At 39.7% G+C, this 19,114-nt stretch carries 21 protein-coding genes; 16 read left to right on the top strand and 5 right to left on the bottom strand.

Annotation, left to right across the window (positions count from 1 at the left end; genetic code table 11):
• From C1642_RS01305 to C1642_RS01275, 7 genes are all read left to right on the top strand, one after another.
• Positions 1-365 (top strand): DapH/DapD/GlmU-related protein (locus tag C1642_RS01305; protein ID WP_265734985.1); only part of this gene is annotated, 365 nt, incomplete at its 5' end.
• Between the two features lie 78 nt (positions 366-443).
• Positions 444-1,154 carry a 7-carboxy-7-deazaguanine synthase QueE gene (gene queE / locus C1642_RS01300; protein WP_103235796.1) on the top strand — a complete coding sequence of 237 codons (711 nt, stop codon included), beginning with the start codon at positions 444-446 and terminating at the stop codon, positions 1,152-1,154.
• Positions 1,155-1,194: 40 nt separating this feature from the next.
• Entirely contained in the window at positions 1,195-1,866 is a 672-nt protein-coding gene (gene queC, locus C1642_RS01295; protein WP_001247780.1) for a 7-cyano-7-deazaguanine synthase QueC, read from the top strand.
• A 13-nt stretch (positions 1,867-1,879) separates the two neighbouring features.
• Complete coding sequence (locus tag C1642_RS01290; RefSeq protein WP_000771345.1) at positions 1,880-2,296, top strand: hypothetical protein; 417 nt, start codon at positions 1,880-1,882, stop codon at positions 2,294-2,296.
• A 90-nt stretch (positions 2,297-2,386) separates the two neighbouring features.
• Positions 2,387-3,073 (top strand): diphthine--ammonia ligase, encoded by a 687-nt coding sequence (locus tag C1642_RS01285; RefSeq protein WP_103235795.1) that lies wholly within the window; start codon positions 2,387-2,389, stop codon positions 3,071-3,073.
• A gap of 17 nt (positions 3,074-3,090) precedes the next feature.
• Entirely contained in the window at positions 3,091-3,552 is a 462-nt protein-coding gene (locus C1642_RS01280; protein ID WP_001293529.1) for a peroxiredoxin, read from the top strand.
• A gap of 121 nt (positions 3,553-3,673) precedes the next feature.
• Positions 3,674-4,243, top strand: a complete 570-nt coding sequence (locus C1642_RS01275; RefSeq protein WP_001050698.1) for a CAP domain-containing protein — start codon at positions 3,674-3,676, stop codon at positions 4,241-4,243.
• A 70-nt stretch (positions 4,244-4,313) separates the two neighbouring features.
• Here the strand turns inward: C1642_RS01275 and C1642_RS01270 are convergent, their stop codons facing one another.
• The gene (locus C1642_RS01270) at positions 4,314-4,904 is read right to left on the bottom strand and encodes a nicotinate-nicotinamide nucleotide adenylyltransferase (RefSeq protein WP_001991184.1); all 591 of its coding nucleotides are present in this window, start codon (positions 4,902-4,904) and stop codon (positions 4,314-4,316) included.
• 109 nt (positions 4,905-5,013) lie between these two features.
• On the opposite strand from C1642_RS01270, the gene C1642_RS01265 reads away from it, so the two are divergent.
• On the top strand, positions 5,014-5,814 hold the full coding sequence (locus C1642_RS01265) for an enoyl-CoA hydratase-related protein (RefSeq protein ID WP_000175549.1): 801 nt from the start codon (positions 5,014-5,016) through the stop codon (positions 5,812-5,814).
• On the opposite strand, the gene C1642_RS01260 is transcribed toward C1642_RS01265, so the two are convergent.
• The 4 genes from C1642_RS01260 to purL form a co-directional block, all read right to left on the bottom strand.
• On the bottom strand, positions 5,811-6,128 hold the full coding sequence (locus C1642_RS01260) for an NGG1p interacting factor 3 protein, NIF3 (protein ID WP_032025205.1): 318 nt from the start codon (positions 6,126-6,128) through the stop codon (positions 5,811-5,813). The two genes, C1642_RS01265 and C1642_RS01260, sit on opposite strands and share 4 nt — an antisense overlap.
• Before the next feature lie 68 nt (positions 6,129-6,196).
• Positions 6,197-6,322, bottom strand: a complete 126-nt coding sequence (locus C1642_RS20085) for a KGW motif small protein (protein ID WP_000977277.1) — start codon at positions 6,320-6,322, stop codon at positions 6,197-6,199.
• Positions 6,323-6,522: 200 nt separating this feature from the next.
• Entirely contained in the window at positions 6,523-7,728 is a 1,206-nt protein-coding gene (locus C1642_RS01255) for a multidrug effflux MFS transporter (RefSeq protein WP_103235794.1), read from the bottom strand.
• A gap of 82 nt (positions 7,729-7,810) precedes the next feature.
• Positions 7,811-11,644, bottom strand: a complete 3,834-nt coding sequence (purL, locus tag C1642_RS01250; RefSeq protein ID WP_000471071.1) for a phosphoribosylformylglycinamidine synthase — start codon at positions 11,642-11,644, stop codon at positions 7,811-7,813.
• A 309-nt stretch (positions 11,645-11,953) separates the two neighbouring features.
• Here purL and C1642_RS01245 point away from each other — a divergent pair, with 309 nt between their 5' ends.
• From C1642_RS01245 to tolA, 8 genes are all read left to right on the top strand, one after another.
• On the top strand, positions 11,954-13,294 hold the full coding sequence (locus C1642_RS01245) for a deoxyguanosinetriphosphate triphosphohydrolase (protein WP_000437078.1): 1,341 nt from the start codon (positions 11,954-11,956) through the stop codon (positions 13,292-13,294).
• Between the two features lie 91 nt (positions 13,295-13,385).
• On the top strand, positions 13,386-13,985 hold the full coding sequence (ruvA, locus tag C1642_RS01240) for a Holliday junction branch migration protein RuvA (protein ID WP_000578663.1): 600 nt from the start codon (positions 13,386-13,388) through the stop codon (positions 13,983-13,985).
• Between the two features lie 8 nt (positions 13,986-13,993).
• The gene (gene ruvB / locus C1642_RS01235; protein ID WP_001154002.1) at positions 13,994-14,998 is read left to right on the top strand and encodes a Holliday junction branch migration DNA helicase RuvB; all 1,005 of its coding nucleotides are present in this window, start codon (positions 13,994-13,996) and stop codon (positions 14,996-14,998) included.
• A 204-nt stretch (positions 14,999-15,202) separates the two neighbouring features.
• Positions 15,203-16,537: a M20 family metallopeptidase gene (locus tag C1642_RS01230; protein ID WP_103235793.1), complete on the top strand. Its 1,335-nt coding sequence runs from the start codon at positions 15,203-15,205 to the stop codon at positions 16,535-16,537.
• A gap of 210 nt (positions 16,538-16,747) precedes the next feature.
• Positions 16,748-17,155, top strand: a complete 408-nt coding sequence (gene ybgC / locus C1642_RS01225) for a tol-pal system-associated acyl-CoA thioesterase (protein WP_001273591.1) — start codon at positions 16,748-16,750, stop codon at positions 17,153-17,155.
• Positions 17,156-17,178: 23 nt separating this feature from the next.
• Positions 17,179-17,877 (top strand): protein TolQ, encoded by a 699-nt coding sequence (gene tolQ, locus C1642_RS01220; protein ID WP_000224630.1) that lies wholly within the window; start codon positions 17,179-17,181, stop codon positions 17,875-17,877.
• Positions 17,877-18,329 carry a protein TolR gene (gene tolR / locus C1642_RS01215; protein WP_001007562.1) on the top strand — a complete coding sequence of 151 codons (453 nt, stop codon included), beginning with the start codon at positions 17,877-17,879 and terminating at the stop codon, positions 18,327-18,329. The genes tolQ and tolR overlap by 1 nt, the downstream gene beginning before the upstream one ends.
• Positions 18,330-18,332: 3 nt before the next feature.
• Positions 18,333-19,114, top strand: a 782-nt coding sequence (gene tolA / locus C1642_RS01210) for a cell envelope integrity protein TolA (RefSeq protein WP_103235792.1), incomplete at its 3' end; no start/stop codon positions are given.

The raw sequence follows: 19,114 nt of genomic DNA, 5'->3' as shown, positions 1-19,114 counted from the left end.
GTAAAAACGTTCACTTATCAGGTGGTGTTGGTATCGGTGGTGTTTTAGAACCATTACAAGCTAACCCAACCATTATTGAAGACAACTGTTTTATCGGCGCACGTTCTGAAATCGTTGAAGGTGTTATTGTCGAAGAAGGCTCTGTTATTTCTATGGGTGTTTATATCGGTCAATCTACACGTATTTATGATCGTGAGACTGGTGAAATCCATTACGGCCGTGTTCCTGCTGGCTCAGTTGTTGTACCAGGTAACTTACCGTCAGCTGATGGTAAATACAGCTTATACGCTGCAATTATCGTGAAAAAAGTTGATGCACAAACACGTGCAAAAACAAGTTTGAACGATTTGTTACGCGCTGACTAATTTCAGTTTGATCAAACATCTCTACGATCAACACTGATCGTAGAGATGTTATTTTTTATATAGTGTGGTATTTCTAGAATGGCTTCCTTACGTTCCTCTGCAATTCCTGTCTCTAACCCTGCGTCCGGTCTACGCATTACCGAGATTTTTTACTCCTTGCAGGGTGAAGCAAATGCCTCTGGCCTACCGACTGTATTTATTCGTCTCACAGGTTGCCCTTTACGTTGTAGTTATTGCGACACCACCTATTCTTTTGAAGGTGGCGAACGCTTATCACTTGAGCACATTATTGAAACGGCTGAAAAATATCAAACGCCTTATATTTGTGTAACAGGCGGTGAACCCCTAGCACAACCCAATTGCTTAATTTTATTACAACGTTTATGTGACGCCGGTTTTGACGTTTCCCTAGAAACCAGTGGCGCTCTTGATGTATCAAGAGTGGATCCGCGTGTTTCAAAAGTCCTCGACTTAAAGACTCCAACTTCTGGTGAAGAACACCGTAATCTCATCAGTAATCTTGACCATTTAACACCGCGTGACCAAATCAAATTTGTGATTTGTAATCGTGAAGACTATGAATGGTCAAAACAACAAGTTGAACAATATCAACTGCAAACCAAAGTCAGTACTGTCTGGTTCTCCCCTGCTTTTGCAGTTGAAAAAGGTGCTGTTGGCCTGCCACGTTTAGCACGTGATCTGGCACAGTGGATACTGGACGACAAACTGCCTGTACGTTTCCAGCTACAGTTACATAAACTGCTCTGGAACGATGAATCAGGTCGCTAATCGTTCAATAAAATAAATCATTCCGAATATGGAGAAAAATATGCGCCCTCGTGCCATTGTTTTACTTTCAGGCGGCTTAGACTCAACCACTTGCCTAGCTTGGGCACAAGCGCGCTATGAATGTATTGCTATTAGTTTTATGTATGGTCAACGCTCAACCACTGAACTTGATGCCGCAAAAGCATTAGCTCAGCGTGCAGGTGTTGAACACCGTGTAATTAATATCGATTTAGCCAATTTAGGCGGGTCTGCACTTACAGATCATAACATTGCTGTACCAGAACAATTACAAGAAGGTATTCCTGTAACTTATGTACCAGCACGTAACACAATTTTCCTCTCTTATGCCTTAGCAGCAGCAGAAGTTTTCAATGCTGAAGCGATTGTTATCGGCATCAATGCTGTTGATTATTCAGGATATCCTGACTGTCGCCCAGAATTTATTGATGCTTTTGCCAATATGGCTCGTTTAGCAACTAAAGCTGGCGTAGAAGGAAAACCTCTTAAATTTGAAACACCCCTGTTACATTTATCCAAAGCGAATATTATACGTTTAGGGATTGAACATGGAGTAGACTATAGTCAAACGGTATCTTGCTACCAAGCAGATGCTCAAGGACGTGCGTGTGGTAAATGTGACAGTTGCCGTTTGCGTAAAGAAGGCTTTATCGATGCTGGTGTTACCGATCCAACACGCTATATACCGCAATAAGTAGGTAAAATTTATGAAGTTGTTAAAATCAAATCTTATTCTTTCATCTTTATTCTCAGCAGCTGCACTTATGGCTGGTTCAGCTCAAGCAGCTGAAAACCCAGTTCAAGCAGCATATAAAAGCACTAACGTTAAAGGTGCATTAATCAACGTTTGTAAAGACCAAACTGCAAAAGGCGGTAAATTAAGTTCAGCTGAAGTAAGCAAATTCTGTAGCTGCCAAGTTGAAGCGCAAGGTAAAGTGACTGAAGCACAAAAATGGGAAATTCAAAGCGCAATCAATGCGAAGAAAAGCCCAAGCTCTTTAGCTTTTGTACAACAGCAAAACCGTGACCTTAAAGCATGTTTCGGTCCTCAGTTAACAACTAAGCTTGAGAAATTAACTGAAGAAGCAATGAAAGCAGCTCAACAACAAGCTCCTAAAAAATAAGCTTTTGTTGCTCCAAATTAAGCCTGCATTTATGCAGGCTTTTTTATAGCTCTGTTAAAATGACACCGATCTCGCCATTTGAAATAAGCCATGCAAGACCAATGGAAAACTAACGCACATAACAGACCGTCAATTGTTTCCTTTAGTGGAGGTAAAGATAGCTCTCTTGCACTTTATCATGCCATGCAAACCGGTAACGTAATGGGTTTAATCGTTATGCTAGAAGAGCAAGGACAACGCTCCCGTTCACATGCAATGCCACTTGATATTATTCGGGCGCAAGCACAAGCAATTGGCTTACCTGTATTTATGGCCTCATCTAGCTGGAATGACTATGAAAATAAATTCATCAACTTATTAAATGAAGCCAAACAAAAAGGTGCTGAGGTACTGGTTACAGGTGATTTAGATATGCCGGAACATGGTTGTTGGCATGATCGTGTTACTCAATCAGTGGGCCTTAAATTAGGAATGCCGCTCTGGCTACGGCCCCATCGTGAAGTTGTTGAAGAATTTATTCAACTTGGGTTTCAGAGTGTAGTTGTGACTGTAAACCTTAAACTCGGGATGAAGGTGGAAGATTTGGGTCAAGTGTTATCGTTAGAATATATACAGGAACTTGAAAACCGTGGAATTGATCCATGTGGAGAAGGCGGTGAATTTCATACCACTGTGATTGATGGTCCAATTTTTAACAAAGCTATTCCTGTAAGAAAGCTCGATATTGTTTATCATGAAGAATATGCTTTTTTACCACTTGAATTAGATCAAATTTAACTTTTAAAGGATAAGAAATGTCTGAGAATATTCAACTGCCAAATCAGGTTTTCCCAACCACACACGGCGAAGTTAATTTGGCTGAAGTCGATAATGAATGGCTGATTATTTACTTCTACCCTAAAGACTCAACGCCAGGCTGTACAACACAAGCTGTCGGCTTTTCTTGTTTAAAAGATCAATTTGATGCTTTAGGTGCTCGCATTTTTGGAGTATCACGCGACTCGGTAAAAGCCCATCAAAACTTTACAGAAAAACAGGCACTAACAATCGATTTAATTAGTGACAAAGAAGAAGTACTTTGCAAACACTTTGATGTGATTAAAGAAAAGAATATGTATGGGAAAAAAGTAATGGGGATCGAACGCTCTACTTTTATTTTCCATAATAAAACCTTAGTTAAAAGTTACCGTAAGGTGAAAGCAGCCGGCCATGCTGAACAGGTTTTAGAAGATTTAAAAGCATTACAAACAGCTTAATAAGCTTGAGTAACAAAAAAGCGAGTTGAATACTCGCTTTTTTACACGCACATAAATTGCTCAGCCATTTTAATTTGGCGTATGATAAAAATATTAAAATAACTCGAACTCAGACATTGCTATGAATCTACTAAAAGTTTGTACTTTATTGCCTTGTAGCCTTGTTATTGCTGCCTGCTCCGTTAATTCATCAAGCACTCCTCCTACACTGAGCTCTTCTACACCACAAGTTCAAAAATCATCGATAGAAATAAGCTGCCAAGACTTACAAAATCCTGCTTACCGACAAGCTATGCTTAATGCAATTAATGAAATTCGACAACATCCTCGTCAATGTGGTCAGCAGTATTTTTCTGCAGCTAAACCTTTAAGCTGGAATAATAATTTATATCAAGGTGCAAGTGCTCACTCTAAAGATATGGCAAATAACAACTTTCTTGGACATGTTGGCTCAACAGGTTTAGATTTAAGAGCGAGATTAAAAAAATATCATATGCTGAGTAAAGCCAATGGTGAGAATGTCGCGAGTGGACAAAAAACTTTAAATGAGGTCATGGCTAAATGGATCGCCAGTCCTCTGCATTGCAGTAATATCATGAACCCTAGATATACCGAATATGCCATTGCATGTGCTTCTGACCAGTCTGCTAAACAAAGAAGCTACTGGACACAACAATTTGCAGGTTTTTAAAGTAGACTCAAAAAGGTATCAAACAATTCAAACTACTTAAAAAAACCAGAGATTCTTTAGTTAGATCGACTCATTCTTTATGAGACGACACGGTTTCCTCAATATTTGAATGGTCTGCCTGTAAAAACTTTTGTTGTAGCTGTAAATATAACGGTGTATTTTGGAATTCTTCCAAAAATTGAATGGTGCCTTTGGGAAATGCATCCGTTTTAATTTTGCCCTGATAGTAGGCTTCACGCATTGGAGTTGCAGAAATCGAATCTTTCAAGCTATCAAGTTCGACCATCACCCATTCTGGAAATAGTCGTAAATAATAAGATGACTCATCCTTGAAATGGCCAATCAAACCAACTTTTGAGTTCGGTTCTATTACACCATTTACTAATGATTTAACCTGTTTTACCCACTTCTCATCATTATAAACATCAACCACATGTACAAAACGAATGCGCTTTTGCTCATCTAATGAAAAATTAGATAAAATCATTTGTTCTCGTTCAATTGCAAGAAACGGATTTTTTATATTACGTTCCATTTGGGCAGAACCTAAAGCCAAAATCACATAGCGACTTTGTTGCAGTGCAATTTCAATCGTTTGCATATGTGCCAAATGAAATGGCTGAAAACGACCTATAAAAACGAGATAGTCAAATGTATACATAATTAATTTTTCACTTTTTATGAACTCACCAGTTACGCTCATTACAAAAAATATGCGCCATAATGAGAACCTAAAAATCAACAACGTGGTTTAAAGCAAGGATAGTACGATGACACTTAGCTGTATTCAACAACCTCATCAACATTTACAAGCAAATTTAGAAGGTGGCGTACTCACCTTAGCCATAAATCGCCCAGAAGCAAAAAATGCATTATATGGCGAACTTTACTTATGGATTGCCAAAGCACTTGATGAAGCCGACCAAAATAAAGATGTACGAGTAGTCGTTCTACGTGGTGCCGAACATGACTTTACCGCTGGTAATGACATGAAAGATTTTATGGGTTTTGTACAAAATCCGAATGCTGGTCCAGCAGGTCAAGTTCCTCCATTTGTACTCCTTAAATCTGCTGCCAGATTATCGAAGCCGCTTATTATTGCAGTAAAAGGCGTGGCAATTGGTATTGGTGTTACGATTTTATTACAGGCAGACCTCGTTTTTGCCGACAATACGGCCCTCTTTCAAATTCCTTTTGTTAGCCTTGGGCTTTCTCCTGAAGGTGGTGCAAGTCAATTATTGGTTAAACAAGCTGGTTATCACAAAGCAGCTGAACTACTGTTTACTGCCAAAAAGTTCAATGCAGAAACTGCTGTACAAGCCGGTTTAGTGAATGAAATCGTTGAAGATGCTTATGCCACTGCTCAGGCAACTGCCCAACACTTAACAGCTTTACCGCTTGCTTCATTAAAACAAACCAAAGCATTAATGAAACATGATTTAGATCAGATTATTGAATGTATTGACCATGAAGCAGAAATCTTTATGCAACGCGTTCAATCACCAGAAATGCTAGAAGCTGTACAGGCATTTATGCAAAAACGTAAACCGGACTTTTCACAGTTTAATTAAAAATCAACTTCTATGATTTGAATAAACTCAAAGGCAGGCTCTTCGTAAGGATGGCTTGCCTTTAATGCTTTTGCCACTGCACTTGCCTTTTCTTCAAGCACAATCGTTTCAACACGCCATTCATCAACTTGTTCAAGTTCACCTAGCTCTCCTATATAAGGGTCAGCTCCTTTAACTGGCTTGAATTGCCCTATTCCTTTAACTTGCCAAGCACATTGTTCATAGTTCCCTATCCCACCTGCTCCGGCCACAAATATAGACTGTTTAGTCGACTCAAGATGTGACTCAGGTACATAATAAATCAGCTTTAACATGAATAGAATGACTCAAAACTAGTAAATTTGCTTTAAATCATACCCTTTAAGAAGACTCCGAATCAAAGTCAGCTCATCATTGCTAAATAATTTGCTCCAATAAAAAGTATTTGCAGGGCAAGCGCCAAGCCAAATAAGCGCCAACCTTTATCTCTTGTGTACATCGTTCTTATATGATTTTTGTTTTTCATCATTTTGATCTCCGATTTTTATCGTTGTTACAGAGAAAGCAAAAATTGAACCAACAGCAATCCAAGCATAAGGGGTTAAATGCACTTATGTCTATACTCTTATAGATTTTCTTAAAGTACTTAAAAAACGTATTTTCTTACCTTTACTTTAAGTTTGAAGAAAATTTTTCTAATTCAGTGAGCTATCATTATTCTGAATCATTTTAAGCATTCGATTTCTTTAAATATCTGTTCTCATATACGGTCATCATAAATGCTAAACCACATAAAATGACGAAGCCACCAGTCATTGGTATTAATGTGCCGTTATATAATTGCCCAATAATAGAGGCAAGAATAAGTGACAATACGGACGAAGCTGCACCAATAATAGCTGATGCCATACCAGCTACATGTCCCATAGGTTCCATTGCAATCGCGTTTAAATTACCGAATAAAGTTCCAAATAATAAAAATAAAATACAGGCATAAAGCATAAACATCCAAAATGCTACAGTCACACCTATAAGTTGAATCCCTAAGAAAATTAATGAAATTAAACACAGACAGAGAAAGCCATAAATACAGATTGGACGCATACCAAACTTCATGACAATTTTAGAATTGGTAAATGAAGCAATGCCCATTACACCAGCAAGCACAGCAAAATAAGCACTAAACTCTTGCCCGGTTTTACCAAACTGCTGCATAAAAATTTGCTGAGAAGTACCTAAGTAACCAATAAATCCCCCAAAGCAAAAGCCTGCACATAACAAATAGCTCATGGTGGTTTTATTACTTACAACTTCTTTGAACCCATCTTGAAATGCTTGTAAACGCATAGGTAAACGGTTTTCTGGTAGCAACGTTTCTTCTAATCGTAAAGCGACCCACACTCCAACGACTGTGGCATAGATCATATATAAAACAAAAATATCACGCCAACCAAAGAAATGAATAATGAGTTGTCCCAGACTTGGTGCAATCGCTGGAGCGACCATAAATACCATCATGATTAAGGACATAATACGGGCCATTTGAGCGCCGCTGTATTTATCTCGCACAATGGAAATTGAGGCAACATAAGGACCTGAAACTCCAATACCTTGAATAAAGCGACCTACTAAAAACCATTCAAAACTTTGTGTGGTAAAGCACAATAAACTTCCCAAAAAGTAGATGATAATACCGGTAAATAAAATACGTTTTCGTCCAATCGCATCGGAAAGTGGTCCTGCAATCAACTGCCCTATTGTCATGCCGGAGAAAATACCAATAATGACCCACTGGGTCTGATTATTATTCTTTAATTCAAAAACTCGTCCAACCTCACCTAAAGCAGGCAACACAGCATCTATCGAAAAAGACACGATAGACATGAGTAATGCCATCAAAAGTGCAAACTCACGGAAATGGATTTTTGACTTCATTTTTCTTCTCTACTATTTATTCTATTCACATTGTACTACATACAAATAAGCCACCTTACGGTGGCTTATTTCAATTTTTATATTAACCAATAAACTTACGTGCGTTACGGAACATACGTAACCAAGCACCGTCTTCAGTCCACTCTTCTGGTTTCCAAGAATGCTGGATAGCACGGAAAGTACGCTCAGGGTGCGGCATCATAATCGTTGCACGACCATCTTTAGACGTTACGCCCGTAATCGCTTCCGGTGAACCATTTGGGTTCAATGGATAATGTTGAGTCGGGTTACCATGGCTGTCAACATAACGCAATGCAACCTGATTCGCTGCATTTAAGCTTGCAATATCAGCTTCGCTAGCAACCGCACGGCCTTCACCATGTGCTACAGCAATCGGTAAAATTGAACCTTCCATACCATCAAGTAATACAGAAACTGATTTTTCAACACGAACGTTTACGCTACGTGCTTCAAAAACTTCTGACATATTGCGGTGGAAACGTGGCCAGTGTTCAGCACCCGGAATAAGTGGCGCTAATTGTGACAACATTTGGCAACCATTACAGATACCTAAGCTAAATGTACCTTCACGGTGGAAGAATTGCTCAAACTGATCACGTAGTTTTGCATTGAACAGAACTGATTTTGCCCAGCCACCGCCTGCACCCATTACGTCACCGTAAGAGAAACCGCCACAAGTCACTAAACCTTCGAAATCACTTAGGCTCACACGACCAGCAAGTAAGTCGCTCATGTGTACGTCAATTGTGTTAAAGCCAACTTTATCGAAAGCTGCTGCCATTTCAATATGACCATTTACACCCTGCTCACGCAAGATTGCCATATTCGGACGACGGCTATTAATAAACGGTGCTTCGATAGGTTCATTTAAATCAAATGTTGGTTTTGCAATTAAACCTTGATGTGATTTATCAGTAATTAAAGCAAATTCTTGGTCAGCAGTTTCAACGTTATCACGTAAACGTTGGATCTGATGAGATACTTCAGACCAAGCCTGTTGTAACTCTGCACGCTCTAAAGTTAAGCCATTTACAGATAATTGATCGGTGTTATTTACGCGACCAACTACTGCAATTGCATCTTTTAAGCTAGAAGCAGCAACTTCTGCTTGTAAAGCTTCCCAGTCAGCTGCTTTGATTTGAACCACGGCACCAATTTCTTCTGCAAATAAACCAGCAGTAGTCTGATCTTCTAATGCTACACCTAAACGCGAAGCGAACATCATTTCAGCTACAGTTGCGAGTAAACCACCATCACCGATGTCATGGTAAGCCTGAATCAAGCCACGGTTATTCCAGTCTTGAATTAAAGCAAAGAACGCTTTGAAATCATCAAAACTATCAACATCTGGAGTGACTGAACCAATTGCTTTATATACTTGCGCAAGAATCGAACCACCTAAACGGAATTGTCCTTTAGATAAATCAATACGGACAAGTACTGAGTCTTCTAAATTCTTAAGTTCAGGTGTTAAAGTCTTACGAACATCAGCTACTGGAGCAAATGCAGTAATTACACCAGTCATTGGAGATGTTACGGCTTTATCTTCACCGTTGTCGTTCCAAGTGGTACGCATTGAAAGTGAATCTTTACCTACAGGAATCGCAATTCCCAAAGCAGGACACATTTCCATACCAATTGCTTTCACACCTTCAAACAATGCTTGGTCTTCACCTTTTTGACCAGCAGCAGCCATCCAGTTTGCAGAAAGTTTGATATCGCTAATTTGTTCAATGTTTGCACATGCAATATTGGTAATTGCTTCAGCAACTGCCAAGCGAGCAGACGCTGCTGGATTTAACAATGCAACTGGTGGACGTTCACCCATTGCCATTGCTTCACCAGTGAAGCCTTGTAAGCTGGTAGTCGTTACTGCTGCATCTGCAACAGGAATCTGCCAACGACCAACCATTTGGTCACGTGCCACCATACCTGTAATTGAACGGTCACCAATAGTGATTAAGAATGACTTAGACGCAACTGTAGGATTTTTCAATACACGGAAAATCGCATCTTTCAAATCAACTTTTGAAGCGTCAAATTCGTTACCTTTACGTTCAATTGTTTCATAAGAACGTTGCATACGCGGTGTACCACCAAGCATCACTTGCATTGGGATATCAACTGCGTTGTTTTGGAACAATGGATCTTCAACAGTTAAGTGGCGTGCTTCAGTTGCTTCACCTAACACGGCAAATGGACAACGTTCACGAGCACAGATTGATTCGAACTGTTCTAAAGACTCTGGACGAATTGCAAGAACATAACGCTCTTGTGCTTCATTTGACCAGATTTCCATTGGGCTCATGCCCGGCTCTAATGAAGGAATCTTACGAAGGTTAAGAACTGCACCTAACTCATGATCGTTTACAAGCTCAGGCATTGCATTTGATAAACCACCAGCACCTACGTCATGAATAGACACGATTGGGTTAAAGTCTTCTAAACGCCAGCAAGTATCAATCACTTCCTGACAACGGCGTTCCATTTCTGGGTTTTCACGTTGTACAGATGCGAAATCAAGGCTTTCACCCATTGTACCGCTGTCTACAGAAGAGGCTGCGCCACCACCAAGACCGATTAACATCGCAGGGCCACCCAATACAATGAGCAAGTCACCCGGTTGAATCGCATCTTTTTCTACATGGTCAGGACGAATGTTACCGTAACCACCCGCGATCATGATTGGCTTATGGAAGCCCTTCACTTCACCATTTACGTTTTGTTCGAAAGTACGGAAATAGCCATTTAATGCAGGACGGCCGAATTCATTGTTAAATGCCGCGCCACCTAATGGACCTTCAATCATAATTTGTAATGGCGATGCCATACGTGAAGGTTTACCGTAGTTTTCTTCCCAAGGTTGTTCAAAACCAGGAATATTTAAGTTAGAAACTGTAAAGCCTGTTAAACCTGCTTTCGGTTTACCACCACGACCAGTTGCACCTTCATCACGGATTTCACCGCCTGAACCTGTTGCTGCACCAGCAAATGGAGAAATTGCTGTTGGGTGGTTGTGAGTTTCAACCTTCATTAAAATGTGAGCAGCTTGGCTCTTATATTTGTAAACAAAATGACCGTTTTCATCTGCTTTAGGATAAAAACGCATCGTGTCATAACCAACAATTACAGATGCGTTATCTTTATATGCTGATAACACGTCAGTTGGAGACTCTTTATAAGTGTTTTTAATCATTTGGAACAATGATAATGGTTGTTTTTCACCATCAATTGTCCATTCAGAACCGAAGATTTTATGACGACAGTGTTCAGAGTTTGCTTGTGCAAACATCATCAACTCGATGTCATTTGGGTTACGACCAAGTCGAGTAAATGCTTCAGTTAAATAATCAATTTCTTGTTCAGATAACGCAAAACCAAATTCGTTGTTGGCTTTTACTAATGCTTCTTTACCTTGACCTAAAATATCAATTGAATTTAAAGGTTTTGGTGCTGTTTCTGAAAACAGTGCTTTTGCATCTTCAATTTGTGCAAAAACAGTTTCAGTCATACGGTCATGAAGTACTTGTTTTACTTCATTAGAAATTTCAGAAACACCTTTTAAGGTAAATAAAAGACCACGTTCTAAACGGTGAACTGGAGTATTACAGTTTTTGAAAATGTCAGTCGCTTTAGATGACCAAGGTGAAATCGTACCCACACGTGGTGTTACTAAAATCTGAATCTCATCACTTGCAGGTTGACGAAGTTCAAAAGACTCACCGTCATTTAATAATTGCAAAGCAGATTGATGTTGCTGCTCGTTGAGCGCTTGATCAAACAAATAGACCCATTGGCTGTCAAAAGATTGAACAGAACTAATTGACGATAAACGTGTTAATAGTTGAGCTTTCTTAAAAGAAGAATGTGCTGCTGCACCGGCCACGATAAACATGTTGATTTTGGCTCCACGGGCAGGTCTTGTGAACCTTACCGCAATGTGACTTTAGAGAGAGCGCATATTCTACTGTGTCTTGCTAAAATCAGCTAGATGTAGAATCAGTATTCTGTAACCTAATTCTGCAAGAAGTGATGTGTTTTTTGTTCAAAATCATTTTTTTAATCATTCTCGCTCAAAATAAATTGTTTCATGTTTATTCAATAACATAATAAAACCTGAACTAAGACAAACTATGTCGCACCAAGCTAGTGCTTTTAGCATTTTTTTGGCATGATCAGGCTTTATAGTTTTGAATAATGATAAATGGAACAAATGCGTTGGTTAGAACTACTATCTGCAGTTCGTTTAGGTAGTAAAAAAAGCAGTACAGAGCTGGCTCGAAGCCCATTTCATAAAGATTATGACCGCATTATATTTTCACAAAGTTTTCGTCAGTTAAACCGCAAGACTCAAGTTCATCCTTTAGCACAGCATGATGGCATTCATACCCGTTTAACTCACTCGCTTGAAGTTTCCTGTATTGGCCGTTCCATGGGCATGCTGGCAGCCGAAAAAATTAAAGATGAATTGCCTGTCTGGATTTCTCCCGCCGATGTCGGCGCAATTATTCAAGCGGCCTGCCTTGCTCATGATATTGGCAACCCACCCTTCGGGCATGCAGGTGAATATGCAATTCGTGAATGGTTTGACGATGCCTCACATAATGATTTTTTAAAAAAATTAACTCCTGAAGAAGAAGCCGATGTCCGTCAGTTTGAAGGCAACGCCCAAGGATTACGCCTATTAACCCGTATTGACTATCATCCAGATGATGGAGGCATGCGTTTAACTTACGCAACCTTAGGCGCTTATTTAAAATATCCTTGGCTTTCAAAAACAATCGCGTCTCAAGGCGATCGTCCATCACACCAACGAGCGAAATTTGGTTGTTATCAATCTGAAAAAGAAATTTTAAAACAAATTGCTGAGCAGCTCGGACTTATTCAATTAGGTGAATATCACTACTGCCGTCATCCACTTACCTATTTGTTAGAAGCTGCCGATGATATTTGCTATGCTCTCATCGATTTAGAAGATGGCATTATTCTAAATATGCTGAATTACCAAGAGGTTGAACCGATTTTTCTCAACTTGATTGCAGATTATGGTCAACCTGAAGAGCTATCACTTCCAAGCAGTACATGGCAACAAAAAATTTCGGCATTGCGTGGTCGTGTTATGAAGCGTCTGGTTGATGAAGTCACTACAGCTTTTGCCAAACATCATTATGAAATTATTACTGGTCAGCTCAAAGGTAGTCTTTTACAGTACTGTTCGCCTGATATTGCGGCAGGTATTGAAACAGCCAAAAATCTGGCACGTGAAAAAATCTTTGAACACCCACAAAAGTCTGGTTTAGAAATTATTGCTCACCAAAGTTTGCAAACTATTCTTGATGCATTTGTTCCCTTAACGATGCCGCATAAATCTTTAAGCTTTAAAGAACAGCGCTTGATGTCTATTCTTAATTTGTACGGTGCTCGCTTTAGTAATAACCACTACAGCAATATCATGCAGGTACTCGATATTATCAGTAAGTTTTCAGATCATCAGGCTTATAGCTTGGCTCAAGAGCTACAAGGTAATAAAATCGGCTTGTTTTAAGCTGCCTTAATATAGAAAGAAATACAGCTAGTGTCGTTTTAATACATTTAGAACGACCAGATTTACAGTTATGAATAAGTGAAATTACGCTATGATCGGATGTTTAATTGGCGAAGTGTTTGCCCTAGAAGCCCCAACTGTCTTACTGAATGTAAATGGTGTGGGCTATGAAATTGATACACCACTTTCAACATTTTGCCAATTACAAAAAGGCCAGAAAGTTACGCTATGGACGCATTTGGTCGTCCGTGAAGATGCTCAGCAGCTTTATGGTTTTAGTGATGCTCAAGAGAAAACTATTTTCCGTACCTTACTAAAAGTAAATGGTGTGGGCCCGAAAATGGCATTAGGTATTCTTTCTACGTTAAGTGTTGAATTGCTGGTACACACAATTGAACATGACGATGTGAATACTTTGGTTAAAGTTCCGGGGGTAGGCAAAAAAACAGCTGAACGTTTAATGATTGAACTTCGTGACCGTTTTAAAACTTTGGCACAAGGAACTTCTAGCGCTGCCGCCCTGCCTCAGATTCAATTTGTTTCGAACTCACCTGTTGCAGAAGCAGAAGCAGCCTTACAGTCACTAGGTTATAAACCTCTTGAGGCACAAAAAGCTGTTGCGGCGGTTAAAGCCGATTACACTGAATCAGCCGATATTATTCGTGCTGCACTTAAATCAATGATGAAGTAAACACACCTATGCAAGACCGTCTAATCAGTGGAACAGAAAAACCTGAAGATCATTTTGATCGGGCTATTCGACCGACTTCACTTGCCGATTATATCGGGCAACCAGTCGTACGCGAGCAAATGGAAATTTTCATCGGTGCGGCTCGTGGTCGTGGTGAAGCACTCGATCACACACTGATTTTTGGTCCACCGGGCTTAGGAAAAACCACGCTTGCCAATATTATTGCGCGTGAAATGGGTGGCAATCTCAAATCCACTTCAGGGCCTGTTTTAGAGCGTGCGGGTGATTTGGCTGCAATGCTGACTAACCTTGAAGAAGGCGATGTTTTATTTATTGATGAAATTCATCGTCTTTCACCAGTGATTGAAGAAATTCTGTATCCGGCAATGGAAGATTACCAACTCGATATCATGATTGGTGAAGGCCCTGCTGCCCGTTCAATTAAACTAGATTTACCCCCTTTTACACTTGTTGCTGCGACCACACGTGCAGGCTTGTTGACCTCACCACTACGTGACCGTTTCGGTATTGTGCAACGTCTTGAATTCTATTCTGTAGAAGACTTAACTCACATCGTGTCACGATCTGCAAACCTCATGGATGTACCCATTACAGTTGAGGGTGCAGAAGAAGTTGCACGCCGTTCACGCGGAACACCGCGTATTGCCAATCGTTTATTACGCCGTGTACGTGACTATGCACAAGTAAAAGGTACAGGCGAAGTTAACCATGAAATGGCTCAACGTGCGCTTGATATGCTTAATGTCGATAAAGCTGGTTTAGATACCTTAGACCGACGTTATTTAAGTATGTTGTTAGAACGTTTTGATGGTGGACCTGCTGGTGTTGAAGCCCTTGCAGCTGCTATGGCTGAAGATAGCGGAACACTTGAAGATGTTATTGAACCTTATTTAATTCAGCAAGGTTATGTTATGCGTACTGCACGAGGTCGCATTGCAACCAACCAATCTTATTTACAGTTTGGCATGACGCCACCTGAACCTAAAAACTAACCAAAGGAAGAGAATTTTCTCTTCCTTTTTTTATTTAACTATTCTTTTTAACTCAAATAAAAATTGTCTTATCAATAAATTAGCCACTCTATACCTTTTAAGTCTTTCTTTATACCTTATTGATTTTTTAATATTTTTAAAAACTGAATTATAAGAAATCTAGATATTAAATCTTCTGAACAATAATATTTTTAGGATAAGGATATGTACAAAAAAGCTGCTTTAATTTTTCCACTTGCCCTAATAAGTCAATTGAGCCTAGCGGATTGGGTAAAAGATGCTACACAACAAAATGAAAATCAGGTCATTCAATTAAGACAACACATCCATGAGTACCCTGAACTAGGCAATATGGAATTTAAAACATCTGCATTGGTTCAAAAAGAATTAAAGTCTTATGGCATTCAAGTCAAAACAGGTTATGCAAAAACAGGGGTAATCGGCATTTTAAAAGGGAATAACTCCGGCCCTATTATTGCGCTTAGAGCAGATATGGATGCGCTACCTATGGAAGAAAAAAGTGGTGTGCCATTTGCCAGTAAACAAAAAGCAATTTATCAAGGTAAAGAAACTTATGTGATGCATGCTTGTGGACACGATGCGCACACTGCAATGTTATTAGGTGCAGCAAAGATATTGGCGGCCAATAAAGATAAAATATTAGGCACTGTAATTTTTGTATTTCAGCCCGCTGAAGAAGGTGGAGCAGATATCGATAACTTCACGCATGGTGATCAAATCGGCTCAAGAAAAATGATTGCGGATGGTGCATTTAAAGACTACAAACCAGAAGCCATTTTTGGCATGCATGTCATGTCTGGCATGAAAAGCGGACATCTATATTATAAAGATGGTGCTATTTTAAACAGTGCCGATCACTTACGGATTCAAGTTAACGGTAAACAGGTTCATGGCTCAACCCCTTGGTTAGGCAGAGATCCAATTTATGCATCAGCTCAAATGATTAATAATTTACAAAGTCTTATTAGCCGAAGAACCGACCTAACCCAAGGTATGGGCGTTATTAGTATTGGCAATATTCAAGGCGGTACAGCTGGAAATGTGATTCCTGAACAGGTCAATATGATCGGTACTATTCGATCTAACAACGAACAGATCCGAGAAAGTATCCTAAAAAACTTACCAACTCTGGTGGAACATAACGCTCAAGCTAATAATGTAACAGCAAAAGTTGAAATTGCGCCTTATGCTCCAGTAACCATGAATAATAAAGCTCTTACTCAACTTACCCAGCCAACATTAGCCAAAACTGTTGGAGATTCGAATCTTCATGTTTTGGACCATAATGCAAGTGCAAGTGAAGATTTTGCCTATTATGGGAAATTAATGCCCTCTTTCTTCGTTTTCTTAGGAGCAACACCTGAAAATCAGGACTTAAGCCAAGCTGCACCAAATCACAACCCTTCTTTTATAGTAGATGATAAGGCCTTAAAGACAGGAACCGAGCTACATATAAGATTCGTTTTAGACTATCCGGATATCGCTAAACAAGTTCAGGCTGCATGGAAACAGTCTTAACTTAACAATATGCTCACCATAGAGTGTTCCGTTTTAAAGAAGAAAGACAGCAGTCGCGATTGAAAGGTTGTGCCATAGGACTTAGTATGCAATCTGCTAAACTGCCCCGTATTTAAAAGCAGATGTATGGCTTTGGATAGAACTGATATTTTATTCAACAGTCATATTTTAAATATAAAGCTCTATAGTGAACTAAAACGGAATACTCTCATGGCGAATCATTTTGAATTCAACATTCGTGTTTATATTGAAGATACGGACGCAGGTGGTATTGTTTACCATGCCAACCACATTCGCTATATGGAACGTACCCGTACAGAATGGCTCCGCGCTGCTGGCGTTGACCATTACTGGCATCAAAAAGACTACAACTTTGTAGTATATAAAATTGACGTAAAATATATGCGTCCTATTTTAATGGATGACTTAATTACTGTTACAGCACGTGTAGTTTCATGTAAAGCTGCGTCATTTGTGTTGCAACAAAATATTTATCGTGGTGAAATCTTGCTTGCTTCTGGTGAGGTTGAGTTGGCATGTTTAAGTAAAGATCTAATGCCACGTCGTCTTCCGGAAGAAATACGTGATCTTATTCGTAAAGAATTGGAACAAGACTAAAAAAACAACCGGCATATGTAACTATGGCAACAAACATTGAATCAACCCTGCATATTTCTGACCTTATTTTACAAGCAAGTCCAGTCGTCCAGTTGGTCATGCTGATTTTATTGTTAGCATCAATTTTTAGTTGGTACCTGATTGCCAAGTTACATATGAGTTATAAAAAAGCACGCCAAGATGATGAACATTTCCAAAAAATGTTCTGGTCTGGTGCTGAACTCAATACGCTTTACAACAACGCACAACTCAATTCAAAACGCTCAGGCCTTGAAGATATCTTTTATCAAGGATTGAGTGAGTTTTTTAAACTCAAAAAACGCCAAGCTCCTACCTCACAAATGATCGAAGGAACAGAACGTATTTTACGTGTCGGTTTAAGTCGTGATCAGGGTAGTCTTGAATATGGTTTAGGTACTTTAGCAAGTATCGGTTCTGTTGCCCCATATATCGGTTTATTCGGTACTGTTTGGGGAATCATGAATGCTTTTATTGGTTTGGCTGCTGTTGACCAAGTGACGTTAGCGACAGTTGCGCCAGGTATTGCCGAGGCCCTTATTGCAACTGCAATTGGTCTATTTGCTGCAATTCCTGCGGTATTGGCTTTTAACCACTTTACAGCTAAAAGCGAAAGTGTCTACTCTGATCGTGCATTATTTGCCGAAGAGATGATTGCTTTATTGCAACGTCAATCTGTGGGTTCGTCACAGGAAGATGCATAATGGCCATTCAACGTTCAGGGCGCTTTGAGCGCATAAAAAAACCATTAAAAAGTGACATGAACGTCGTGCCTTATATCGATGTAATGCTGGTACTTTTAGTGATTTTCATGGTGACTGCTCCCATGATTACCAGTGGTATTAAAGTCGATTTACCTCAGGCAAATAATCATCCAATTGAATCAAAAGATATGCCAGCCATGGTCACGATTGGTAAAGATGGCAATATTTATCTTCAATATGAAGATTACAAAGATAATGAGCCACTTTCTCTTGAAAAACTTGAGTCTGTTTTAAGTGAAGCACAAAAACAAGCTGAGCAGGAAAATAAACAACTTACAGTTTTAGTGAATGGTGATAAGACCCGCCCTTATGGAGAAGTCGTATCATTGATGGCAAGTTTACAAGAAGCAGGTTTAACTCAAGTTGGCCTTCTGACAGAGCCTTTAAAATAAGCTATGAATAAAAATCAAAAGCCTCCTTTTAAACAAAATGCAATAGCATTGAGCTTCACCCTTGGAGTTCATGCAATTGCCATTGTTGGCTTGCTTTTTTTAGGCTTGAGTAAACCACCTGAACAACCAAAAAAGCTGACCACTGTTTTAGTTAAACCAGAAGATTTACCACCACCTTTGGCAAAAGAAGTTGAGCAACCAACCGTAGCAGAAAATCAGGCTGAAGAAGTTCTAAGCCCGATTGTGGATGAAACTCTTCCTCAAAATCTTCCAGCTGCCCCTCCTCCTCCAACAGCACAACAACTTGCTGCTCAAAAGCAAAAAGCTGAGCAGGCACAACAAGCAAAATTAGCTGAGGAAAAGCGTAAAGCTGAAGAAGCTGCTAAAGCAAAGCAAGCTGCAGAGCAACAACGTTTAGAGGAAGCACAGAAGCAACAGGCCGAAGCTAAGCGTCAAGCGGAGGCTAAAGCGAGAGCTGAAGCTGAACAAAAACGAAAAGCCGAACAAAATACAAAAGCTGAGGCCGATGCGAAAGCTAGACAAAAAGCAACTGAGGAAGCTAAACGTAAAGCGGAGACTGAAGCAAGACTAAAACGTGAAGCTCAAAAGGCTGAAAACGCTAAACTTCAAGCACAACAAGAAGCTAAACGAAAAGCTGAATCAGATGCTAAGGCTAAGCAACAAGCAGCTGATAACGCGAAACGTAAAGCCGAGGCCGATGCGAAAGCTAAACAGCAAAAAGCAGCTGAAGATGCTAAACGTAAAGCTGAGGCTGATGCAAAAGC

It is taken from the genome of Acinetobacter sp. AKBS16 (assembly GCF_002899995.1).
GTDB lineage: Bacteria > Pseudomonadota > Gammaproteobacteria > Pseudomonadales > Moraxellaceae > Acinetobacter > Acinetobacter baumannii.
Note: the sequence above shows the minus strand (reverse complement) of the source record. Positions and strands in the feature narration are given on the sequence as shown.

Bases quoted from the DNA above. Each gene is read 5' to 3' on its own strand.
- C1642_RS01245 (WP_000437078.1), top strand. From the start codon at position 11,954: ATGGAACAAATGCGTTGGTTAGAACTACTATCTGCAGTTCGTTTAGGT.
- C1642_RS01260 (WP_032025205.1), bottom strand. From the start codon at position 6,128: ATGTTAAAGCTGATTTATTATGTACCTGAGTCACATCTTGAGTCGACT.
- C1642_RS01230 (WP_103235793.1), top strand. From the start codon at position 15,203: ATGTACAAAAAAGCTGCTTTAATTTTTCCACTTGCCCTAATAAGTCAA.
- C1642_RS01290 (WP_000771345.1), top strand. From the start codon at position 1,880: ATGAAGTTGTTAAAATCAAATCTTATTCTTTCATCTTTATTCTCAGCA.
- C1642_RS01275 (WP_001050698.1), top strand. From the start codon at position 3,674: ATGAATCTACTAAAAGTTTGTACTTTATTGCCTTGTAGCCTTGTTATT.
- tolQ (WP_000224630.1), top strand. From the start codon at position 17,179: ATGGCAACAAACATTGAATCAACCCTGCATATTTCTGACCTTATTTTA.
- C1642_RS01280 (WP_001293529.1), top strand. From the start codon at position 3,091: ATGTCTGAGAATATTCAACTGCCAAATCAGGTTTTCCCAACCACACAC.
- C1642_RS20085 (WP_000977277.1), bottom strand. From the start codon at position 6,322: ATGATGAAAAACAAAAATCATATAAGAACGATGTACACAAGAGATAAA.
- C1642_RS01265 (WP_000175549.1), top strand. From the start codon at position 5,014: ATGACACTTAGCTGTATTCAACAACCTCATCAACATTTACAAGCAAAT.
- purL (WP_000471071.1), bottom strand. From the start codon at position 11,644: ATGTTTATCGTGGCCGGTGCAGCAGCACATTCTTCTTTTAAGAAAGCT.
- C1642_RS01270 (WP_001991184.1), bottom strand. From the start codon at position 4,904: ATGTATACATTTGACTATCTCGTTTTTATAGGTCGTTTTCAGCCATTT.
- C1642_RS01255 (WP_103235794.1), bottom strand. From the start codon at position 7,728: ATGAAGTCAAAAATCCATTTCCGTGAGTTTGCACTTTTGATGGCATTA.
- tolR (WP_001007562.1), top strand. From the start codon at position 17,877: ATGGCCATTCAACGTTCAGGGCGCTTTGAGCGCATAAAAAAACCATTA.
- ybgC (WP_001273591.1), top strand. From the start codon at position 16,748: ATGGCGAATCATTTTGAATTCAACATTCGTGTTTATATTGAAGATACG.
- C1642_RS01285 (WP_103235795.1), top strand. From the start codon at position 2,387: ATGCAAGACCAATGGAAAACTAACGCACATAACAGACCGTCAATTGTT.
- queE (WP_103235796.1), top strand. From the start codon at position 444: ATGGCTTCCTTACGTTCCTCTGCAATTCCTGTCTCTAACCCTGCGTCC.
- ruvA (WP_000578663.1), top strand. From the start codon at position 13,386: ATGATCGGATGTTTAATTGGCGAAGTGTTTGCCCTAGAAGCCCCAACT.
- queC (WP_001247780.1), top strand. From the start codon at position 1,195: ATGCGCCCTCGTGCCATTGTTTTACTTTCAGGCGGCTTAGACTCAACC.
- ruvB (WP_001154002.1), top strand. From the start codon at position 13,994: ATGCAAGACCGTCTAATCAGTGGAACAGAAAAACCTGAAGATCATTTT.